The sequence below is a fragment of the Hyphomicrobium sp. genome, from assembly GCF_036780825.1.
Taxonomy (GTDB): Bacteria; Pseudomonadota; Alphaproteobacteria; order Rhizobiales; family Hyphomicrobiaceae; genus Hyphomicrobium_C.
This window is the reverse complement of record NZ_DAIQCD010000002.1, coordinates 36,184-52,101: the sequence shown is the minus strand read 5'-3', so window position 1 is coordinate 52,101 and position 15,918 is coordinate 36,184. Positions and strand designations below refer to the sequence as shown.

Sequence of the window (15,918 nt, the reverse complement as noted above, 5' to 3'; positions counted from 1 at the left end):
GACATGTCTCGGATATCGCTGTCGCTCGGCCCCGTGCTCTTCAACTGGCCCGCCGCACAATGGCGGGACTTCTATGCGCGCATCGCCGACGAAGCGCCCGTCGATTGCGTCTATGTCGGCGAGGTCGTCTGTTCGAAGCGTCAGCCGTTCTTTGCGGATTCGCTGCCGGACGTCATCGAGCGGCTGGAGCGCGGCGGGAAGACCGTCATCCTGAGCTCGCTCGCATTGCCGACTCTCGAGCGCGAGCTCAAGTATTGCGCTTCGCTCGCGGACGCCACGCAGATGGTCGAGGCGAACGACGTCTCGATGATCCCACATCTCGTCGGCCGGCCGCACACGATCGGTCCTTTGATCTCAGTCTACAACGAAGCCGCCGTCCGCTTCCTGATTGGAGGCGGTGCCAAGCGCATCGCGCTGCCGCCCGAGCTGCCGATGACCTCGATCACGGCCATTGCAGCGGCTGCTAAAGAGGCGGGCGCGGACATAGAGGTTTGGGCTTTCGGCCGCATCCCGCTCGCCATCTCGGCGCGCTGCTATCACGCGCGGCTGCACGGGCGCACCAAGGATTCCTGCCAGTTCGTCTGCGAGGACGATCCGGACGGGCTTCGCGTCGATACACTCGACAATGAAAAATTTCTCGCCATCAACGGCGTGCAGACGCTCTCCCATACGTATTGCAACCTGATTAGCGAGACGAAGGCACTCGGCGACGCCGGCGTCTCAACTCTGCGGCTCTCACCTCACACCTGCGACATGGTCGCTGTGTCGCGCATCTTCCGCGATGTTCTCGATGGCGTGTGCGAACCTTCCCATGGCATGCAGCGTCTTCAGGCGACGACACCCGACGCGGCGTTCTCGAACGGTTTCGTGCACGGCGTGGATGGGGCGACGCTCGTCGTCGGGTGAAGGGCGCGCGCTGAGATGACGACGCTTCGTGTCTCCATCATCGGTGCTGGCATAGCGGGCCTCTGGCAAGCCTATACGCTCGCGTTTCGAGGGCATGCCGTACATCTCTCCGACCGGGCCAAGAACCCCTTCGGAAAAGCCGCAAGCGCCTATGCCGGCGCGATGCTGGCGCCCTTCTGCGAGCGTGAGGCCGCCCCACCCATCGTGCAGGATCTCGGGTTGCGATCGCTCGACATCTGGCGGGCAACGTTTCCGGGTGTCGTGAGCAACGGCACGCTGGTGGTGGCGCACCGGGAAGACGAAAGCGAGCTTATCCGTTTCTCCCGCCTGACCGAAGGTTACCGGTCGCTCGACGCAGATGAGGTCGGGGCGCTCGAACCGAATCTCGCGCAGCGCTTCCAACGTGGCCTCTTCTATGCGGAGGAAGCCCATGTGGAGCCGGCCGCCGCGGCAGGCTTTCTTCTGCGCGCCATTCGGCGGCTCGGCGCGCGCATCTCCTTCGATCACGACTGCCGGCAGGACGAGGCTGACGCGGACTACGTCATCGATTGCCGCGGCATGGGCGCAAGCGAGGAGATCGCGCGTCTCCGCGGCGTGAGGGGCGAGCGCCTCGTGGTGCAAAACCCGCTGATCTCGCTCCGCCGCCCCGTTCGCCTGCTTCACCCTCGCGCACCGCTCTATGTGGTGCCGTGGGAGATGGGCACCTACATGATCGGAGCGACGGTGATCGAGAGCGACGAGCAGGGGCCGGTGACGCTGCGCTCCGCAATGGATCTTCTCGCTACCGCCTACACACTGCACCCGGCGTTCGGCGATGCGCGCATCGTGGCCATCGACGCCGGTGTGCGACCCGCCTTTCCCGACAACGTTCCGGGGATCATCGCACGCGGGCGACGCATCGTCGTGAACGGCCTTTACCGCCACGGCTTTCTGCTCGCCCCCGCCTTGGCCGAGATCGTTGCGGATCATATTGCCGGAGGCTCTACGCTGAGCCCGCTCATCAGCGAAGAGTAACGCCCGCTACTCGGTGCCTGCGTCTCTCGCTATCCGCGCCGGCGCTTAAAGTCGGCCATGAAGCCCGCAAGCGTATCCACCGCCGCTTCCGGCACGGCGTTGTAGAGCGAGGCTCGCATCCCGCCGACGGCGGAGTGACCCTGCAGGTGACATAGCCCCTCGGCCTCGGCTTCCTCCAGAAACATGCGATCAAGCGCCGGATGCGGAAGACGGAAGCAGACGCTGATCGCCGAGCGATGCCCGGGCGCCGCGTGAGCCTGATAGAAACCGCCGTCGTCGATGACGGCGTAAAGCTTGGCGCTCTTGGCTGCGCTTCTCTCTGCTGCAGCGTCCAAACCGCCCTTGGCGCGCAGCCAGGCGAGCATGCGGCTCGCTACAAGCACGGAGAACGTCGGAGGCGTGTTGACGCGCGACCGGCCTTCCGCCTGACGCCCATAGTCGAACGGCGGCGGCGTCCCCGGCCATGCGCGGCCGAGGAGATCCTCGCGCACGATCACAATCGTGAGGCCGGCCGCGCCGAGATTTTTCTGAGCGCTGGCGTAGATGAGGCCGAAGCGTTCCACCGGGACGGGGCGGGTCAGGAAGTCAGCGGTCATGTCGGCGACGAGCGGAACGTCTGACGCGCCGGGGAAGGTCTGGAATTGCAGGCCGTCCGCGGTCTCGTTGGTCGTGTAGTGGCAATAGGCGGCGTCCGCCGAGCGGTCCCAGCAGCGCGGATCGGGCAAGGCGTCCTCGCTGGCCGAGGCGACGATGCGCACCTTGGCATGCGGTTGGGCGGCCACGATCGCCCGGCGTGACCAGTGTCCGCTCGCGACATAGTCACAGCACGATGCGCCGCCCAAAAGGTTCATCGGCAGCAGAGAAAAATGCGCCGACGCACCGCCCTGGAGGAGCAGGACCCGATAGTTGTTGGGCAGCGTGAGAAGCGCCCTCAAATCATGTTCAGCAAGAGCTGCGATCTCCGCATATTCTTTGCCGGTGAACGGCAGCTCAAGCGCCGAAAGGCCGCTCCCGTTCCACTCGACGATGTCTGCGCTGAGGGCACTGAGAACTTCACCCGGAAGCGTCGAGGCAGCGGAGGCGAAACTCAGGACCGACATGGCGGGCGGCCTCCCCCCTCACAAGAGGGAAACGCCGTGCGCACCGCTGATCATCAGCAGCAGCGTCACCATCGAGAGCACGGTGTTGGTGCGCGACGAAAGAAACGTAATGCGGGTGCATCTGAGACGTTCATCTGTCGACGCCGGAACGAAGCCAAGCACCTTCTTCTGGTGGGGCCACAGCACGAACCACAGGTTCAGCACCATGAGCGTTCCCGTCCATACGCCGAGTCCAAGAGTTGCAGAGGAGCCCGAAAGCATGAGCGCTTCGGCCACATCGCCGCGCCGCCATAGCATGTAAAGGCCGGTCGCAAGGACGATCAGCGACGCATGGCGGAAGATGCCGTGCTCACGCTTTGAGGCGGAGATGAAGACGCTCCGCACTGCGTCGGGAGGATCGGCTGGAAGAACGCGGCGGAACACCGGCGTCTGCACCACATTCACCCAGTTGTGGCCAACCCATATGATGACGCCAGCAACGTGCAGAAGCCGTGCCGAAATATCGATGATGGCGAATTCCATGTGCGTTCCGTTCGCGCTCCGGCGCATGCATAGCGCGTGTCTAAACACGCGCCATGCGATGGCCTGTTCGAGGCTGCGCTCTTCTAAATCTTAGTCTGAGCGCCTGTGCGCCGGGGATAGCCCCCTTCGCGCATGAGCAGCGTCTTCGCGCCTCCGCCGACGCGGGTCTCGGCCTTGGCGATCAGCGTGTCGATGAGATGGCGATGAGGCGACTTTGCACACACGGGATCCGTGTTGGCGGCGTCGCCGGTCATCAAATAGGCTTGGCAGCGGCAGCCGCCGAAGTCCTTCTCCTTTTCGTTACAGCTCCGGCACGGCTCCTTCATCCAGGAGTCGCCCCTGAACTGATTGAAGGCGGACGATTCATTCCAGATCCAGTCGAGCCCGTGCTGGCGCACGTTGGGGAACTCGATGTCCTTGATGAGGCGTGCCTCCTGACAGGGAAGCGCGGTGCCGTCGGGCGCGATCGTCAGATGGATCGATCCCCATCCGTTCATGCAGGCCTTGGGGCGATTGTCGTGATAGTCGGGCACCACGTAATAGATGGTGAGCCCATTGCCGAGCCGCTTGCGGGCGGCGTTTACAGCGGCTTCCGAGCGGGCGAGCTGCTCACGCGTGGGCAACAGCTCCGCGCGGTTCAAGAGCGCCCAGTTGTAGTACTGCAGATTGGCGAACTCGATGTACTCGACGCCAAGGTCGGCGGCGAGATCGATGAAGGCTTCCGTCTGATCGATATTGTAGCGGCTGACCGGCACGTTGAGCACCATCGGCAGCCCCTCGGCCTTAATGGCACGGGCGATCGCGACCTTGTGCTCGAAGACGTCGAGACCGACGAGTTTTTCGTTCAGCTCCTGATCGCAGGCCTGAATGCTGAGCTGCACCTGCTTCAGACCCGCCTTCTTCAAAGCCTTCAGGCGTTGCTGATTGAGACCGACACCCGAGGTGATCAGGTTCGTGTAGTAGCCGAGACCATCGGCCTCCGCGACAAGCTCCTCGAGATCGCGCCGGAGCATCGGCTCGCCGCCCGTGAAGCCGAGCTGCAGCGATCCGAGCCGCCGCCCCTCACGCAGAACCTCCTTCCACTCCTCGGTGGAAAGCTCATTACGATAGCGGTCGAAGTCGACGGGGTTGCTGCACCAGGGGCATTTCAGCGGACATTTGTAGGTCAGCTCGATCACCAGCCACAGGGGCATGCCCAGGCCGTCAAGACTTAACCCGGATCCAGCCTTTGGCATGGGCGACCTCCAAAAACTTGAGAACCTCAGCGCCAATGTTGCGCTTGTTATAACGGCGGGCGAGCTCGGCCGAGCCGTCAGCGATCGAAGCCGAACCGGTGCACGCCTCGAGAATTGCAGCCGCGGTCTCGTTTAGCTTTACGATGCCTTCGGGATAGAGGAGCACATGGGCTTGCTGCGGCTCTTCCCATCGGAAGTGGTAGTTCGGATTGAGCTCGACCGCGTCCTCCGGTCTGAGCTGCCTTTCGGCCTCCATGTGCTCCTCCACGCTGAGAGGCCCGAACGCGGGCCTTTCCCCCTATCAGCGAACGTAAACGTACGCCGTCACTTCAAAGCCGAGACGCACGTCGCAATAGGCGGGTGCGACCCAGGTCAGGGTGACGTTGCCGTCGAAGCAGGCGGGATCGAGGTATTTCATCTGCGTTCCTCCTTATGTCGTGACGAGAGGGGCCGTTGCGGCACCCGGCGCACTATCCCGCACACCGTCGGAGGCAGTTTGATATTTGTTAAACCGGAGCGGGTGGTTTCGCCTGAAATGGCTGCACTCACGCGCTTTTGATACGTCGGCATCAAAGCGGGAGGAGGCATCTCACTGACGTTGCGCGCGATTGCTCGCGAGCGCAGCGGATGGGCTCCATGCCTTACTGGTCGCCTTCGGAGGTGAACTCGACGTAGCTCAGAAGACGGCCGATGTCGGCGATGGAGATCGTCCCGCGGTCGACCGTGACGCCCTGCGCGCGCAGTTGCGCCAGGGCCCGCGAGAAGCTCTCGGGCTTCATGCCGAGGCGGTTCGCCAGCAATCCCTTCTCAAAGGGCAGCTCGATCACCGCAGCCCCTTTGCGCACCTTGGTCATGCGGACGAGAAAGTCCGCGATCCGCTGCGGGGCCGAGCGCACCTTGATCTGCTCGATCTGCTCGACAAGAATTTTGAGCTGATAGGACGCAGAGGCGAGCATCGACATGGCGAGGGCAGGCCGCTCCTCGATGCGCGCGCGGAAGGCCGCGCCATCGATCCTAAGCAGACGTGACGGAGCTACGATCTCACTGCTCGCCGGATAGCGGCCACCGAGGAATATCGCGGCCTCGGCGAACGTCTCGCCGCTGGTGCAGACGTGAAGCACGACTTCAAGGCCATCGGGCGTGGTTCGATAGATCTTCACCCATCCGTCGAGAACGATGTAGAAGGCCTCGGCCGGCTCTCCTTGCAGAAAGAGCGTCGTGCCCTTCTCATAGAGGCGGGCCGGCGTGTGCCCCACGAGCGACTGCGCTGTTTTCGATGCCATGGCACCGAAAAGCGGCGTGGACTTGATGATATCCCAGTCAGCTGCGTCCATGATCCAGAGAGCCCAGCTCGCATGCCATTCCGCGAACCGGAACCTGTTTCCTAAGCGATTACCTTGGCACTTTCTCTTGCGGCATCTCGGCGGACCAAACTTGATCTTGCGCAAATAACCGCGGGGCGCGCGCGGCCCCTGCGATCAAATTCGGGTGATCGAGTAGCCCCGCTCTGCGCCCCTTGACTTCACGCCTTTTCCGCTAAACGCCGTGGCGCTGCAGGATAGTCTCGATATCTCCGACGCTGCGGATCTCCATCATCTCGTCCATCGAAAGACGGACGGAGAACGTGCTCTCCAGGGCACGAACCAGAGCGATGTGCTGGAGCGAATCCCACCGGCCGATGTCGTCGGGCGAGGTCGTGCGCGTGAGAGGCTCCGTATGCTGGAAGACCTCCGCAAAGATCGTCACGATCTCCGGATAGGAGAGGCTCGTTCCGGATGCAGACACGTCCATTCAATTCTCCCAGCTTACCGCCACATGGCGCGAGGCTGGCGCGTTCTCGGCGCCGCCCGCATGGATCCAAGTCGTCGTTCCATCGTCCTCGGCGCTCACCTGCTCGAACCCGCAGGAGGCGTAGAAATCGCGGACCATGGCGTTTTTCGGTGTCGGACTGTAGGTGCCCCGGACGCGCCTCACGCCGCGCTTCGCAAGCGCCCGGATCAGCTCTCCCAGGAACGCCCGCTCGACCTCTCGGCCGATCACGCGGCAACTCATGAGGAAGGTCCGGATCTCCGCATCTATCCCGTCAATGCTCACGGTTGAGGCCACGACGATGCCGTGGTCGCCAAACCTGTCCGCGACCGACCCCAGCACAGCCAAGCTGCCCGCCTCGTCGCCGGACAGGCTCGCGATCTCGGCATCCGTCAAGCGCAGCGTGGTCAGATTGAACTGGTTGGTTCGCTGGTGCATCTGGGCGGCGCGCGCGACGGTTCTGTCGTTGACGAAACTCAGCACAAGGCGCTGCTCGAGGCTTGCGAGATAGTCGTCGAGGCTTGCGGCGCCTTGCCTCACGCGCTCAGCTTCACGGCTGACGGCGTAAAGCCCCGCCCGCGTCTCATCCTCCGCCGTGAGCCGGATGGGCCACGTCGCGGTGAGCTGTCTGAGCCAGGCTGGCCTTTGTGCCGGGTCCTGCGGCAGTTCCGGCACCAAAACCTCAGGGCAGATCTGGCGCATGGCCTCACGCTCATGCGGACTGTCGTCGATGAAGATGAAGCTATCGAGCCCCAGGTTCAGCTCAGCCGCGAGCTTGCGGATGTTCTGCGGCTTGGGCTCCCAGTTGATCGCCGTCGCCGCGAAGTCGTCCGCACGCAGGATCATTCCGGGATGATGCTCGAACACCGTGATGGCGTCGGCGTTGTTCTTGCTCAGAGCCGCCAGCAAAACGCCCTGGCCTTTGAGCCTCAGGCACTCCTGCTGCATGGCGCGGAAGGCATTGCCGGGCGCTTCGTGGCCGCATGCAAGGCGGTCAATCCCATCGTCGCCGTAGACGCCGCCCCACAGCGTATTGTCGAAATCAATGGCCAGCACCTTCGCCGGGCCGCGCTTCATGAGCCGCCAGCCTTCCGCATACGCATAGGCCAAAAGGCGCACGGCATCCGCCGAATAGGCAATCCTACCATAGTACCAGAGCCGGGGATCGCTGTGCTCGCGCGCCGCCAGTGAGGCGAGCACCTGATCCGAGTCGATGACAACGATCCGGCCCGATCGCTCGGCGGCCTCGAGAAGGCGCGCGTTCAGAAGGTCGACTGCATGGCGGAGGCCGAGAGCGTGCCGGCGGTCGAGGAAGCCAGCCGTGGGGGCCGATGGCACGGGCAGCGTGTTGATCAGCAGCGTCATGCGCGAGTGTGCGGCGAACGCGTCGAGAGCGTTTTCAAGCGCGTCGGCATACTCCGAAATCCGGGCCTCCATCTCGGCCGACCCGGCCCGCCAGTCGCAAGGTGCAAGGCCCTCATGGTCCAGTAGAACGAGCAGCGCATCGGCGTCATCGGCCGGCTGCATCATTTCCGCAAGCGCGCTCGCGAACGGGGTTTCCGTGATTACGGCACCATGGCCGCCGGCGGCAAACGCTGGCTGCAACGCATCGATCAGGCTCCATGTCGTCGACGTTCCCGCAACGCGCAGCCGAAGGCGGGGCAGCGTTTCAATATGCGCGCCGATAAGGTCTCCGGCGATCTTCAAAACCTGCGGCGCGTGGTGGAAGTGCGCGAGCGCCAGGCGGAGCGCATCCTCGTCCCAACTCAGCGCCATGAGGCGGCGGACGAGGGCGGTCACGACGTCCGCCTCGAGATCGGCGCCCTGCATCAGGGCGGCGAGCATGAGAGCGGCCGCCTCCCGCTCGCCCTGTTCCCCCATCGCATCGTTCAGCCTGTTCAGCGCCGCGAGGCCTGGAGGGAGCGTCCGCGCTGCGTCGCCTTCGAGGGTGTGGCCGGCAAGGAGAAGAGTCTTCGCGAGCCATCGTGGAATGGTGAGACAGGCCTGCTCGAGCGACGATAGAAGCAGGCCCACCTTGTGAGGCGTCACCCGGGACCAGTCGATGGCCGGGAGGATGACGCGCTCGCGTACGCATTCGGGCGCCGCCGCGATGGCTGCTTCGACGATTTCGTCGATCTTGTCGTCCGCCACGGGTGCTCTCGATGGCTGGCGCCTGTTCGGCGCGCCGTCTCCGCTCTGTGGGTGGCGAAAGGTTGATGGCATAGGCTCACCTCAAAGCATGTGCTCGCCGCCGGTAACGAGCAGGTTTTCTCCGGTGATGAAGGCGGCATACGGGGAGGCGAGCATCAGGGCCGCGCCGGCCACATCCTCCGCCCGCGCCAGACGGCGGAGCGGCGTGCGCGAGACCGTCATCTCCCGCATGCGGTCCGGCACGTTGGCTACGAGATCGGTCTCCACCAGCGACGGGGAGATCATGTTGACACTGACGCCGTCCGGGCCGAGCTCCTGGGCGAGGTTCTTTCCCATCGCAAGAAGCGCGCTCTTGGCGGTGACGTAGGGCAGCCAGTTGTGTGCCGTGCGGCCGAGCGCCGCCGACGACACGATGGTGATGATCTTTCCACGGCGCCGCTTCAAGGCCGGCAGGGCGGCCTGCGTGACGCGGAAGGCGCTGCCGACGATCTGCTCGTAGGCTCCGGCCATGTCGCTCCAAGCGAGGCGCGCAAATGGGGACGAGACGATTTTCGGCCCGGCGTTGTTGACGAGGATGTCGAGCTCGCCTTCCGCCGTCACCTGCTCCATCATGCGCGCGACATCCCGCTCCTGCGTCACGTCCGCCTGGACCGGGCGGCAGATGCCGCCATGCGCCGCAATCTCCTCAGCGAGCGTCTCCGCCGCGCTGCGGCTCTTGTGGTAATTGACCCAGACCTTCGCGCCATTCTGGCAGAACAGGCGCGCCACGGCGCGTCCGATGCCGCGCGACGCGCCAGTTACGAGCGCGACCTGGCCTTCGAGAAGGCGTGACTCGGCCACCGGTGCCGCCGACTCTTTTTCGGACTCTGGATCGGACTCTGCAAGGCGGAGCACTTTCACCGTCGCCGTGCCGCGCATGACGCAATCCTGATCCGAGCGGAGGATTTCCGTGCGCAACGTGACGAGACGCGTGTCGAGGTCTATGGCCTCCACGGTGGCGCGCGCCTCAACGGTGTCGCCGATGAAGACCGGCTTCGTGAACGCGATGCTCTGCGACACGTAAAGCGCGCCACGGCCGGGCAGCTTCATGCCGACCAGCGTCGACAGCAGGCTCGCGTTCAAAAAACCGTGTACGACGCGCTGGCCGAACTCCGTGCGGGCGGCGAACTCATCGTCGACGTGCAGCGCATTGTGGTCACCGGACAGACGCGCGAACGCTGCCACGTCCTCGCCCGTGATCGTGCGGGACAGGCTCTCGGTCTGGCCGATTTTCAACGCCAGGAGGCGATCTGATCCGCTCGGGGGCATGGGCGTGGTTCCGGTTGCGCGTGGCCCCAAGCGATAGCCGCCGCTACGCGCAGCGGATTTGACTTCGGTTAAGCGCGGCGCCCGGCGCCGCTGCTAGTAGCCGGGAAGGCTGGCGCACGGGGATCCCCGCCCTCTGAGGACCGCTGCACAGCCGGTGAGGTTTCCTCGCAATCAACCACATCCGGGAGCAGGCACATGGCCTCAACCTTCGAAACCGTTGCTGGCATCATCTCCTCGAGCAGCGACGTTCCCATAGAGCGGATCACACCCGAGAGCCATGTGAAGGACGACCTTGGCGTCGACAGCCTCGCCTTTCTCGACATCGCCTTTGAGATCGATCAAACTTTCGGGATCAAGCTTCCCGTGGAAGACTGGATCGCCCGCGTGAACGAGGGCAAGGACAAGGGCGAGGCGTATTTCATCGTCGGCAACCTCTGCGCCCAGATCGACTCCATTCGCGTCGCCACAGCCCACTGAAACGGCGCCAATCATGCGCCTCGAATACTTTCAGATGCTCGACGAGATCGAGAGCCTCGACAGGGCTAGCGCCTCTCTCGTCGCGGTCGCGCGCGTCCCGATGGAAAGCCCCGTCTTCGAGGGGCATTTCCCGGGCCATCCGATCATGCCGGGTGTGCTTCTGCTCGAGACGATGGCGCAGGCGGCCGGATACCTCATCATGACGCTGGACGGGTTCGACCGCATGCCCTTCTTCGCCGGCGTCAAAACCGCGGGCTTCCGCTCCTTCGTGCTCCCGGGATCGACGTTGAAGGTGACCGCGACACGCATTCACGCCGGCTCGGGGTATGCGGTGGTGGGTGCCAGCATCCTCTGCAACGGGGGCCGCGTCAGCGACTCCCAGCTCACCATGCGCACCCTGCCGTTTCCTTCCGAAGCGCTCGCGCAGCACGTCCGGCGCGAAGGCGAGCGCCTGAAGCTGAAGACGGCGGAGGTCGGATAATGCCGAACGTGCGCGAGCACGTCTGGATCACAGGCATCGGCCTCGTGAGTTCGCTCGGCGCGGGCGCGGCACAGCATTGGCAGGCGCTCGCGGAGACCGCACGGGTGGCCCCAGTCCTCGAGATGGAGCGGTTCGCGCCCTATACGGTTCATCCGCTCGCGGGCATCGACTTCGCGACGCAGATTCCGCGGACGAGCGATCAGCGCCAGATGGATCGCTGGCAAAAGACCGGCGTCTATGCCGCGGGCCTGGCGCTGGCCGACGCCGGGCTTTCCGGCGACGAGGATCTTCTCGGGCGGACCAATCTCTGCATCGCCGCCGGCAACGGCGAACGCGACCTCGCGCTCGATGCGCGCATTCTCGGCGGCACCGGAAGCGGCTGCGCAGAAGGCGGCTATCTCAATCAGGCGCTCGCCAACGGACTGCGGCCGACGCTCTACCTTGGGCAGCTCTCCAACCTTCTCGCCGGCAACATCTCGATCGTACACAAGGCCACGGGATCCTCGCGAACCTTCAAGGGCGAGGAGATGGCCGGGGTTTCGGCCGTCGCAGACGCGGCAGCGCGGATCGAGGCCGGCCAGGGAGATGTGTTTCTGGTCGGCGGCGCGGTCAATGCGGAGCGGGAGGACGCTCTGCTCTGCGCGGAGCTCGCCGGTGCCCTCTACAGCGGACCCTACGCCTCCGTCTGGCAGCGGGGCGCGCATGGCGGCGGCATGGTGCCGGGCAGCCTCGGCGTATTCCTCGTGCTCGAAGCGAGCGACCACGCCCGCAGGCGCGGTGCGGTGCCTTATGCCTGTCTCTCGGGTGTCGTTTCCGAGAGATCGCGACGACAACCGGGAGACGCGGCCGCTGCTGCAGGCCGTCTCTTACACCGTCTCGGAGCGGAGCGTGATATCGGCGACGGAGCCGTCGGCGTGCTTTCGGGAGCGAGCGGTGTGGAGCCGGCGACAGCGGAAGAACGTCAGTTTCTCGCTGATCTCGCAACGATTCGGAAGACGCCCGCTGTCCGCGCGTGGGGCAGCATGCTCGGCCATTCGCTCGAAGCGCACTTCATTGCCGGGCTCGCGCTGGCGGCTTTGGCGATCTCCAAGGACAAATTCTATCCGCCCTTCGATACGTCGGATGCGGAGCGTGCCACGGATGCCCGCCTCGAGCGCATTCTCGTCACCGCCTTCGGCCACTGGCGCGGCGAGGCCCTGGCGCTCGTCAGGCCGGCATGGTGAGGGCGGCCGAAATGGGCAACGATCTGCGCGACCGGAAAGGGCGGCCCGTGGTGGTCGTCACCGGCATCGGGCTCGTGACCTCCCTCGGCGTCGGCGCGAGCGCGTGCTGGAGCCGGCTCCTCGCCGGGAATTCGGGCGTGAAGCCGATCACGCGCTTTCCCACCGATGGGCTGCGGACCACGATTGCGGGCACCGTCGACGACCTCGTCGCCCCGTACTCGGCTCACGATCTTTCTCTGGCGATGGCCGAGGCGGCCGCCAGTGAAGCGATCGCTCAGGCTGGCATCGGGCGGCCCTCGCGCTTTCCGGGCCCTCTGATCGTCGCCACGCCGCCGTCCGAGCTCGAATGGCCGCACCTCAATACGCTTTACGGTGATGCGCCGGATGAGGAGCTTGCGGGCTATTGGCGGCTTCTCGCCAATGCGCGCACGGGGGCATTTGGCGATCTTGCGCGGCATGTGCGCTTCGCCTCGATCGCGGACAGTCTGCAGAAGCGGTTCGGCACGCAGGGCGAGCCGCTTTCCGTCTGCACGGCCTGCGCGTCGGGCACGACGACGATCCAGCTTGGGCTCGAAGCCATCCGGCGCGGAGACACCGAGGCGGCGCTCTGCATCGGAACGGATGCCACCGTGCATCCCGAAGGCCTGATCCGCTTCTCTCTCCTTTCGGCACTCTCGACCGCGAACGACCGGCCGGAGGCGGCATCGAAGCCATTCTCGAAGCGGCGCGATGGCTTCGTCATGGCCGAAGGTGCCGGCGCGCTGGTGCTCGAATCCTACAGCGCGGCGAAGGCCCGCGGCGCCCGCATTCTGGCGGTGGTGCGCGGCTGCGGAGAGAAGGCCGACGACTATCACCGCACGCGGTCGGGGCCGGATGGCGCAGCTATCATCGGCGCCATCCGCAAGACGCTCGACGATGCGGACGTGGCACCCGAGGAGATCGACTACATCAACGCCCACGGCACGAGCACGCCGGAGAACGACAAGATGGAATACATCTCGCTCCATGCCGTCCTGGGCGACCATCTAGCCCGCACTCCGATCAGCTCCAACAAGTCCATGCTCGGCCATACGCTGATCGCAGCAGGGTCCGTGGAAGCTGTCATTTCCATACTCACCCTCGGCAACGCCATGCTGCCGCCGACCATCAATTACAACGAGCCCGATCCAGAGCTGCCGCTCGACGTGGTGCCGAACGTCAGCCGGGCGGCGCGCGTGGAAAGGGTGCTCTCCAATTCATTCGGCTTCGGTGGCCAGAACGTGTGCGTCGTCTTCTCAGGCGAGCCCGCATGACGCGGCGTGGACACGCGACAGCAAAGATCGGGAAGGAATTTCATCATGTACGGTAGCGAAGGAGCGCGGATGCGCAGCACGACCATGAGGACAGCCGAGCTGCGCGGGCAGCGCTATGTCGTCGTTCGCGAGATCGACAATCCGCCCCCGCCCGCGCCCGACGAGGTGACGATCCGCATCCGCGCCGTGGCCCTCAACCACATCGATGTCTGGAGCTGGCGCGGCATGGCCTTCGCCAAGCGCGAGCTGCCGCTCATCCTCGGCGCGGAGGCCGCCGGCGAGGTGATTGCCGTCGGCGATGAAGTCGAGCATCTGTTCCGCGGCGACGTGGTTGCCCTCTACGGCGCAAAAACGTGCGGCACATGTGCCGCCTGCCGCGAGGGGCGCGACAATTTCTGTGACGGCCAGTCCGCCATGTACGGCTTTCACATCGACGGCTTCCTGCGCGAGCGCATCAATGTGCCGGCCCGCCTTGCCGTCAAAGCCCCCAAGGGCCTCGATGTGGTGGCCGCGGCGATGGCGCCGATCACCTTCGGTACTGTCGAGCACATGCTGTTCGACAATGCCCGGCTCGAGGCCGGCGAGACCGTTCTCGTGCACGCGGGCGGCAGCGGCATCGGGTCGGCCGCGATCCAGCTCGCCAAGGCCGCGGGCGCGACTGTGATCACGACGGTCGGCAGCCCCGAAAAGGCGAAGAAGGCGGCGTCGCTCGGCGCCGACCACGTCATCAACTATCGCGAGGAACGCTTCGAGGGACGGGTGCGCAAGATCACCGGACGCCGGGGCGTGGACGTGGTGTTCGAGCACGTCGGACCGGCGACGTGGGAGGGCAGCATCGTCTCGCTTGCGCGCGGCGGACGCCTCGTGACTTGCGGCTCGACCACCGGCGTCTCGGCAAGCACGAACCTCTATCTGCTGTTTCAGCGCCAGTTGCGCCTGATCGGCAGCTTCGGGTGCCGCATGAGCAACATGTCGAGCGTCATGGAGAAGATGGGCAAAGGCCTCGTCGCGCCTGTGATCGACACTACCCTACGGCTTGAGGACCTGGATAAGGGCCTGGCGCGGCTCGAGGCGCGCGATGTCTTCGGCAAGATCGTGGTGACTCTCTAGAGCTGTTCCGGGTGCCCCTTCGTTGGATCATGCGTTGAAAATTGGAGGCTCGCAGTGAGCCAGACGACAGACAGTAACGAGATATGGGTCACCGGTGTCGGACTCGTAAGCTCCCTCGGCGCCGACACGGCGAGCCATCTCGAGGCGCTCTTTGCGGGTGCCTCCGCGCCGCCGCCCAATCTCGAGGAGGCGCGCTATGCACCCTATCCGGTGCACCCATTGGTGCCGCTCGACGTCTCGAGCCAGATCCCGAAGAAGAGCGATCAGAAGCAGATGGAGCTCTGGCAGCGCATCGGAGTTTACGCTGCGGGGCTGGCGCTTTCGGACGCCGGCATCGCGCACGATCCGGAGCGTCTCGACCGGACACATCTCGTCGTTGCGGCCGGCAGCGGAGAGCGCGACACAAAGGTCGACTGTGAGGTTCTGGAAAAGCTCGGCCCCCGCGACGATGCCGCGCTCCTCGCCAAGGAGATTCTGCCGAGCGCGCTCCGTCCGACGCTCTTTCTCGCGCAGCTTTCCAACATGCTCGCGGGGAACATCTCCATCGTCCATAACGTCACCGGCTCCTCGCGTACCTTCATGGGCGAGGAAGCCGCCGGCTTCGCCGCGGTGGACAACGCGGTGCGCCGCATACGGGCTGGCCAGGCGGACCTTGCGCTCGTCGGCGGCGCCCTCAACGCCGAGCGCGAGGACCTGCTGCTCGGCTACGAGATCGGCCACAATCTATGGCGCGGGCCATTCCGTTCCGTGTGGGATCGTGGTGAGAACGGCGGAGGCTTCATTCCCGGCAGCGTCGGCGCCTTCGTCGTGCTCGAGCAACGTGCGCATGCGGAGGCCCGTAGCGTCACGCCGTACGCACGCATCCTGGCCGCGGAGACGGAGAAAGCTGGCCGGGCGCCCGGCGAAACGACCCGCGCCATGGCCGAGCTGTTCGCGGGCATCGACGCCCCCACCAGCGCGAAAGCGCCTCTGCTGATCTTGAGCGGCGCAAGCGGGGCCGAGCCGGCCACCAGTGAGGAGCTATCCTTTCTCACGGACCTCACGGCACAGGATCAAGACACAGCCGTGCGTGCGTACGGCAGCCTCTTCGGCCATGGCGTGGAAGCACACTTTCCCCTCGGTGTCGCGCTTGCGGCCCTGGCTCTCAAGCGAGGTGCCGCACCAGGGGCTGCGGGGACGGGAGCCGTCGAGCGCCCATTTGTCGGCGCTCCTGGCCGCGTGCTGGTCACGGGCGTGGGCCACTGGCGCGGCGAAGGCCTGGCGCTTCTAGAAGCTGTCGAGTGAGGACGT

General features: G+C 65.2%; 17 protein-coding genes. 8 read left to right on the top strand and 9 right to left on the bottom strand.

Annotated elements, in window-relative coordinates; all coding sequences use genetic code 11:
• The first annotated feature begins 12 nt into the window (after window positions 1-12).
• Complete coding sequence (ubiV, locus tag V7P99_RS01430) at window positions 13-906, top strand: ubiquinone anaerobic biosynthesis protein UbiV (protein ID WP_442909851.1); 894 nt, start codon at window positions 13-15, stop codon at window positions 904-906.
• A gap of 15 nt (window positions 907-921) precedes the next feature.
• Complete coding sequence (thiO, locus tag V7P99_RS01425; RefSeq protein WP_333793041.1) at window positions 922-1,920, top strand: glycine oxidase ThiO; 999 nt, start codon at window positions 922-924, stop codon at window positions 1,918-1,920.
• Between the two features lie 29 nt (window positions 1,921-1,949).
• Here thiO and serC read toward each other — a convergent pair whose 3' ends face one another.
• From serC to V7P99_RS01380, 9 genes are all read right to left on the bottom strand, one after another.
• Window positions 1,950-3,020, bottom strand: coding sequence for a 3-phosphoserine/phosphohydroxythreonine transaminase (gene serC, locus V7P99_RS01420; protein WP_333793040.1), 1,071 nt, complete (start codon window positions 3,018-3,020; stop codon window positions 1,950-1,952).
• Window positions 3,021-3,038: 18 nt separating this feature from the next.
• The gene (locus V7P99_RS01415; protein WP_333793039.1) at window positions 3,039-3,542 is read right to left on the bottom strand and encodes a urate hydroxylase PuuD; all 504 of its coding nucleotides are present in this window, start codon (window positions 3,540-3,542) and stop codon (window positions 3,039-3,041) included.
• Window positions 3,543-3,625: 83 nt separating this feature from the next.
• Complete coding sequence (gene pqqE, locus V7P99_RS01410; protein ID WP_333793038.1) at window positions 3,626-4,735, bottom strand: pyrroloquinoline quinone biosynthesis protein PqqE; 1,110 nt, start codon at window positions 4,733-4,735, stop codon at window positions 3,626-3,628.
• 10 nt (window positions 4,736-4,745) lie between these two features.
• Window positions 4,746-5,033, bottom strand: a complete 288-nt coding sequence (gene pqqD, locus V7P99_RS01405) for a pyrroloquinoline quinone biosynthesis peptide chaperone PqqD (protein WP_333793037.1) — start codon at window positions 5,031-5,033, stop codon at window positions 4,746-4,748.
• Between the two features lie 45 nt (window positions 5,034-5,078).
• Entirely contained in the window at window positions 5,079-5,195 is a 117-nt protein-coding gene (gene pqqA, locus V7P99_RS01400; RefSeq protein ID WP_333793036.1) for a pyrroloquinoline quinone precursor peptide PqqA, read from the bottom strand.
• A gap of 223 nt (window positions 5,196-5,418) precedes the next feature.
• The gene (locus tag V7P99_RS01395; protein ID WP_333793035.1) at window positions 5,419-6,111 is read right to left on the bottom strand and encodes a Crp/Fnr family transcriptional regulator; all 693 of its coding nucleotides are present in this window, start codon (window positions 6,109-6,111) and stop codon (window positions 5,419-5,421) included.
• A gap of 202 nt (window positions 6,112-6,313) precedes the next feature.
• The gene (locus tag V7P99_RS01390; protein ID WP_333793034.1) at window positions 6,314-6,568 is read right to left on the bottom strand and encodes an acyl carrier protein; all 255 of its coding nucleotides are present in this window, start codon (window positions 6,566-6,568) and stop codon (window positions 6,314-6,316) included.
• The gene (locus tag V7P99_RS01385; protein WP_333793033.1) at window positions 6,569-8,737 is read right to left on the bottom strand and encodes an HAD-IIIC family phosphatase; all 2,169 of its coding nucleotides are present in this window, start codon (window positions 8,735-8,737) and stop codon (window positions 6,569-6,571) included.
• A gap of 81 nt (window positions 8,738-8,818) precedes the next feature.
• The gene (locus V7P99_RS01380) at window positions 8,819-10,045 is read right to left on the bottom strand and encodes an SDR family oxidoreductase (protein ID WP_333793032.1); all 1,227 of its coding nucleotides are present in this window, start codon (window positions 10,043-10,045) and stop codon (window positions 8,819-8,821) included.
• A 195-nt stretch (window positions 10,046-10,240) separates the two neighbouring features.
• On the opposite strand from V7P99_RS01380, the gene V7P99_RS01375 reads away from it, so the two are divergent.
• From V7P99_RS01375 to V7P99_RS01350, 6 genes are all read left to right on the top strand, one after another.
• Window positions 10,241-10,522 (top strand): acyl carrier protein, encoded by a 282-nt coding sequence (locus V7P99_RS01375; protein WP_333793031.1) that lies wholly within the window; start codon window positions 10,241-10,243, stop codon window positions 10,520-10,522.
• 13 nt (window positions 10,523-10,535) lie between these two features.
• The gene (locus tag V7P99_RS01370) at window positions 10,536-11,003 is read left to right on the top strand and encodes a 3-hydroxyacyl-ACP dehydratase FabZ family protein (protein ID WP_333793030.1); all 468 of its coding nucleotides are present in this window, start codon (window positions 10,536-10,538) and stop codon (window positions 11,001-11,003) included.
• The gene (locus V7P99_RS01365; RefSeq protein ID WP_333793029.1) at window positions 11,003-12,226 is read left to right on the top strand and encodes a beta-ketoacyl-ACP synthase; all 1,224 of its coding nucleotides are present in this window, start codon (window positions 11,003-11,005) and stop codon (window positions 12,224-12,226) included. Before V7P99_RS01370 ends, V7P99_RS01365 begins: the two co-directional genes overlap by 1 nt.
• Window positions 12,227-12,237: 11 nt before the next feature.
• Complete coding sequence (locus V7P99_RS01360; RefSeq protein ID WP_333793028.1) at window positions 12,238-13,518, top strand: beta-ketoacyl-ACP synthase; 1,281 nt, start codon at window positions 12,238-12,240, stop codon at window positions 13,516-13,518.
• 84 nt (window positions 13,519-13,602) lie between these two features.
• Complete coding sequence (locus V7P99_RS01355; protein ID WP_333793197.1) at window positions 13,603-14,628, top strand: zinc-binding dehydrogenase; 1,026 nt, start codon at window positions 13,603-13,605, stop codon at window positions 14,626-14,628.
• A gap of 54 nt (window positions 14,629-14,682) precedes the next feature.
• Window positions 14,683-15,912: a beta-ketoacyl-ACP synthase gene (locus V7P99_RS01350; protein WP_333793027.1), complete on the top strand. Its 1,230-nt coding sequence runs from the start codon at window positions 14,683-14,685 to the stop codon at window positions 15,910-15,912.
• Window positions 15,913-15,918: the final 6 nt, after the last annotated feature.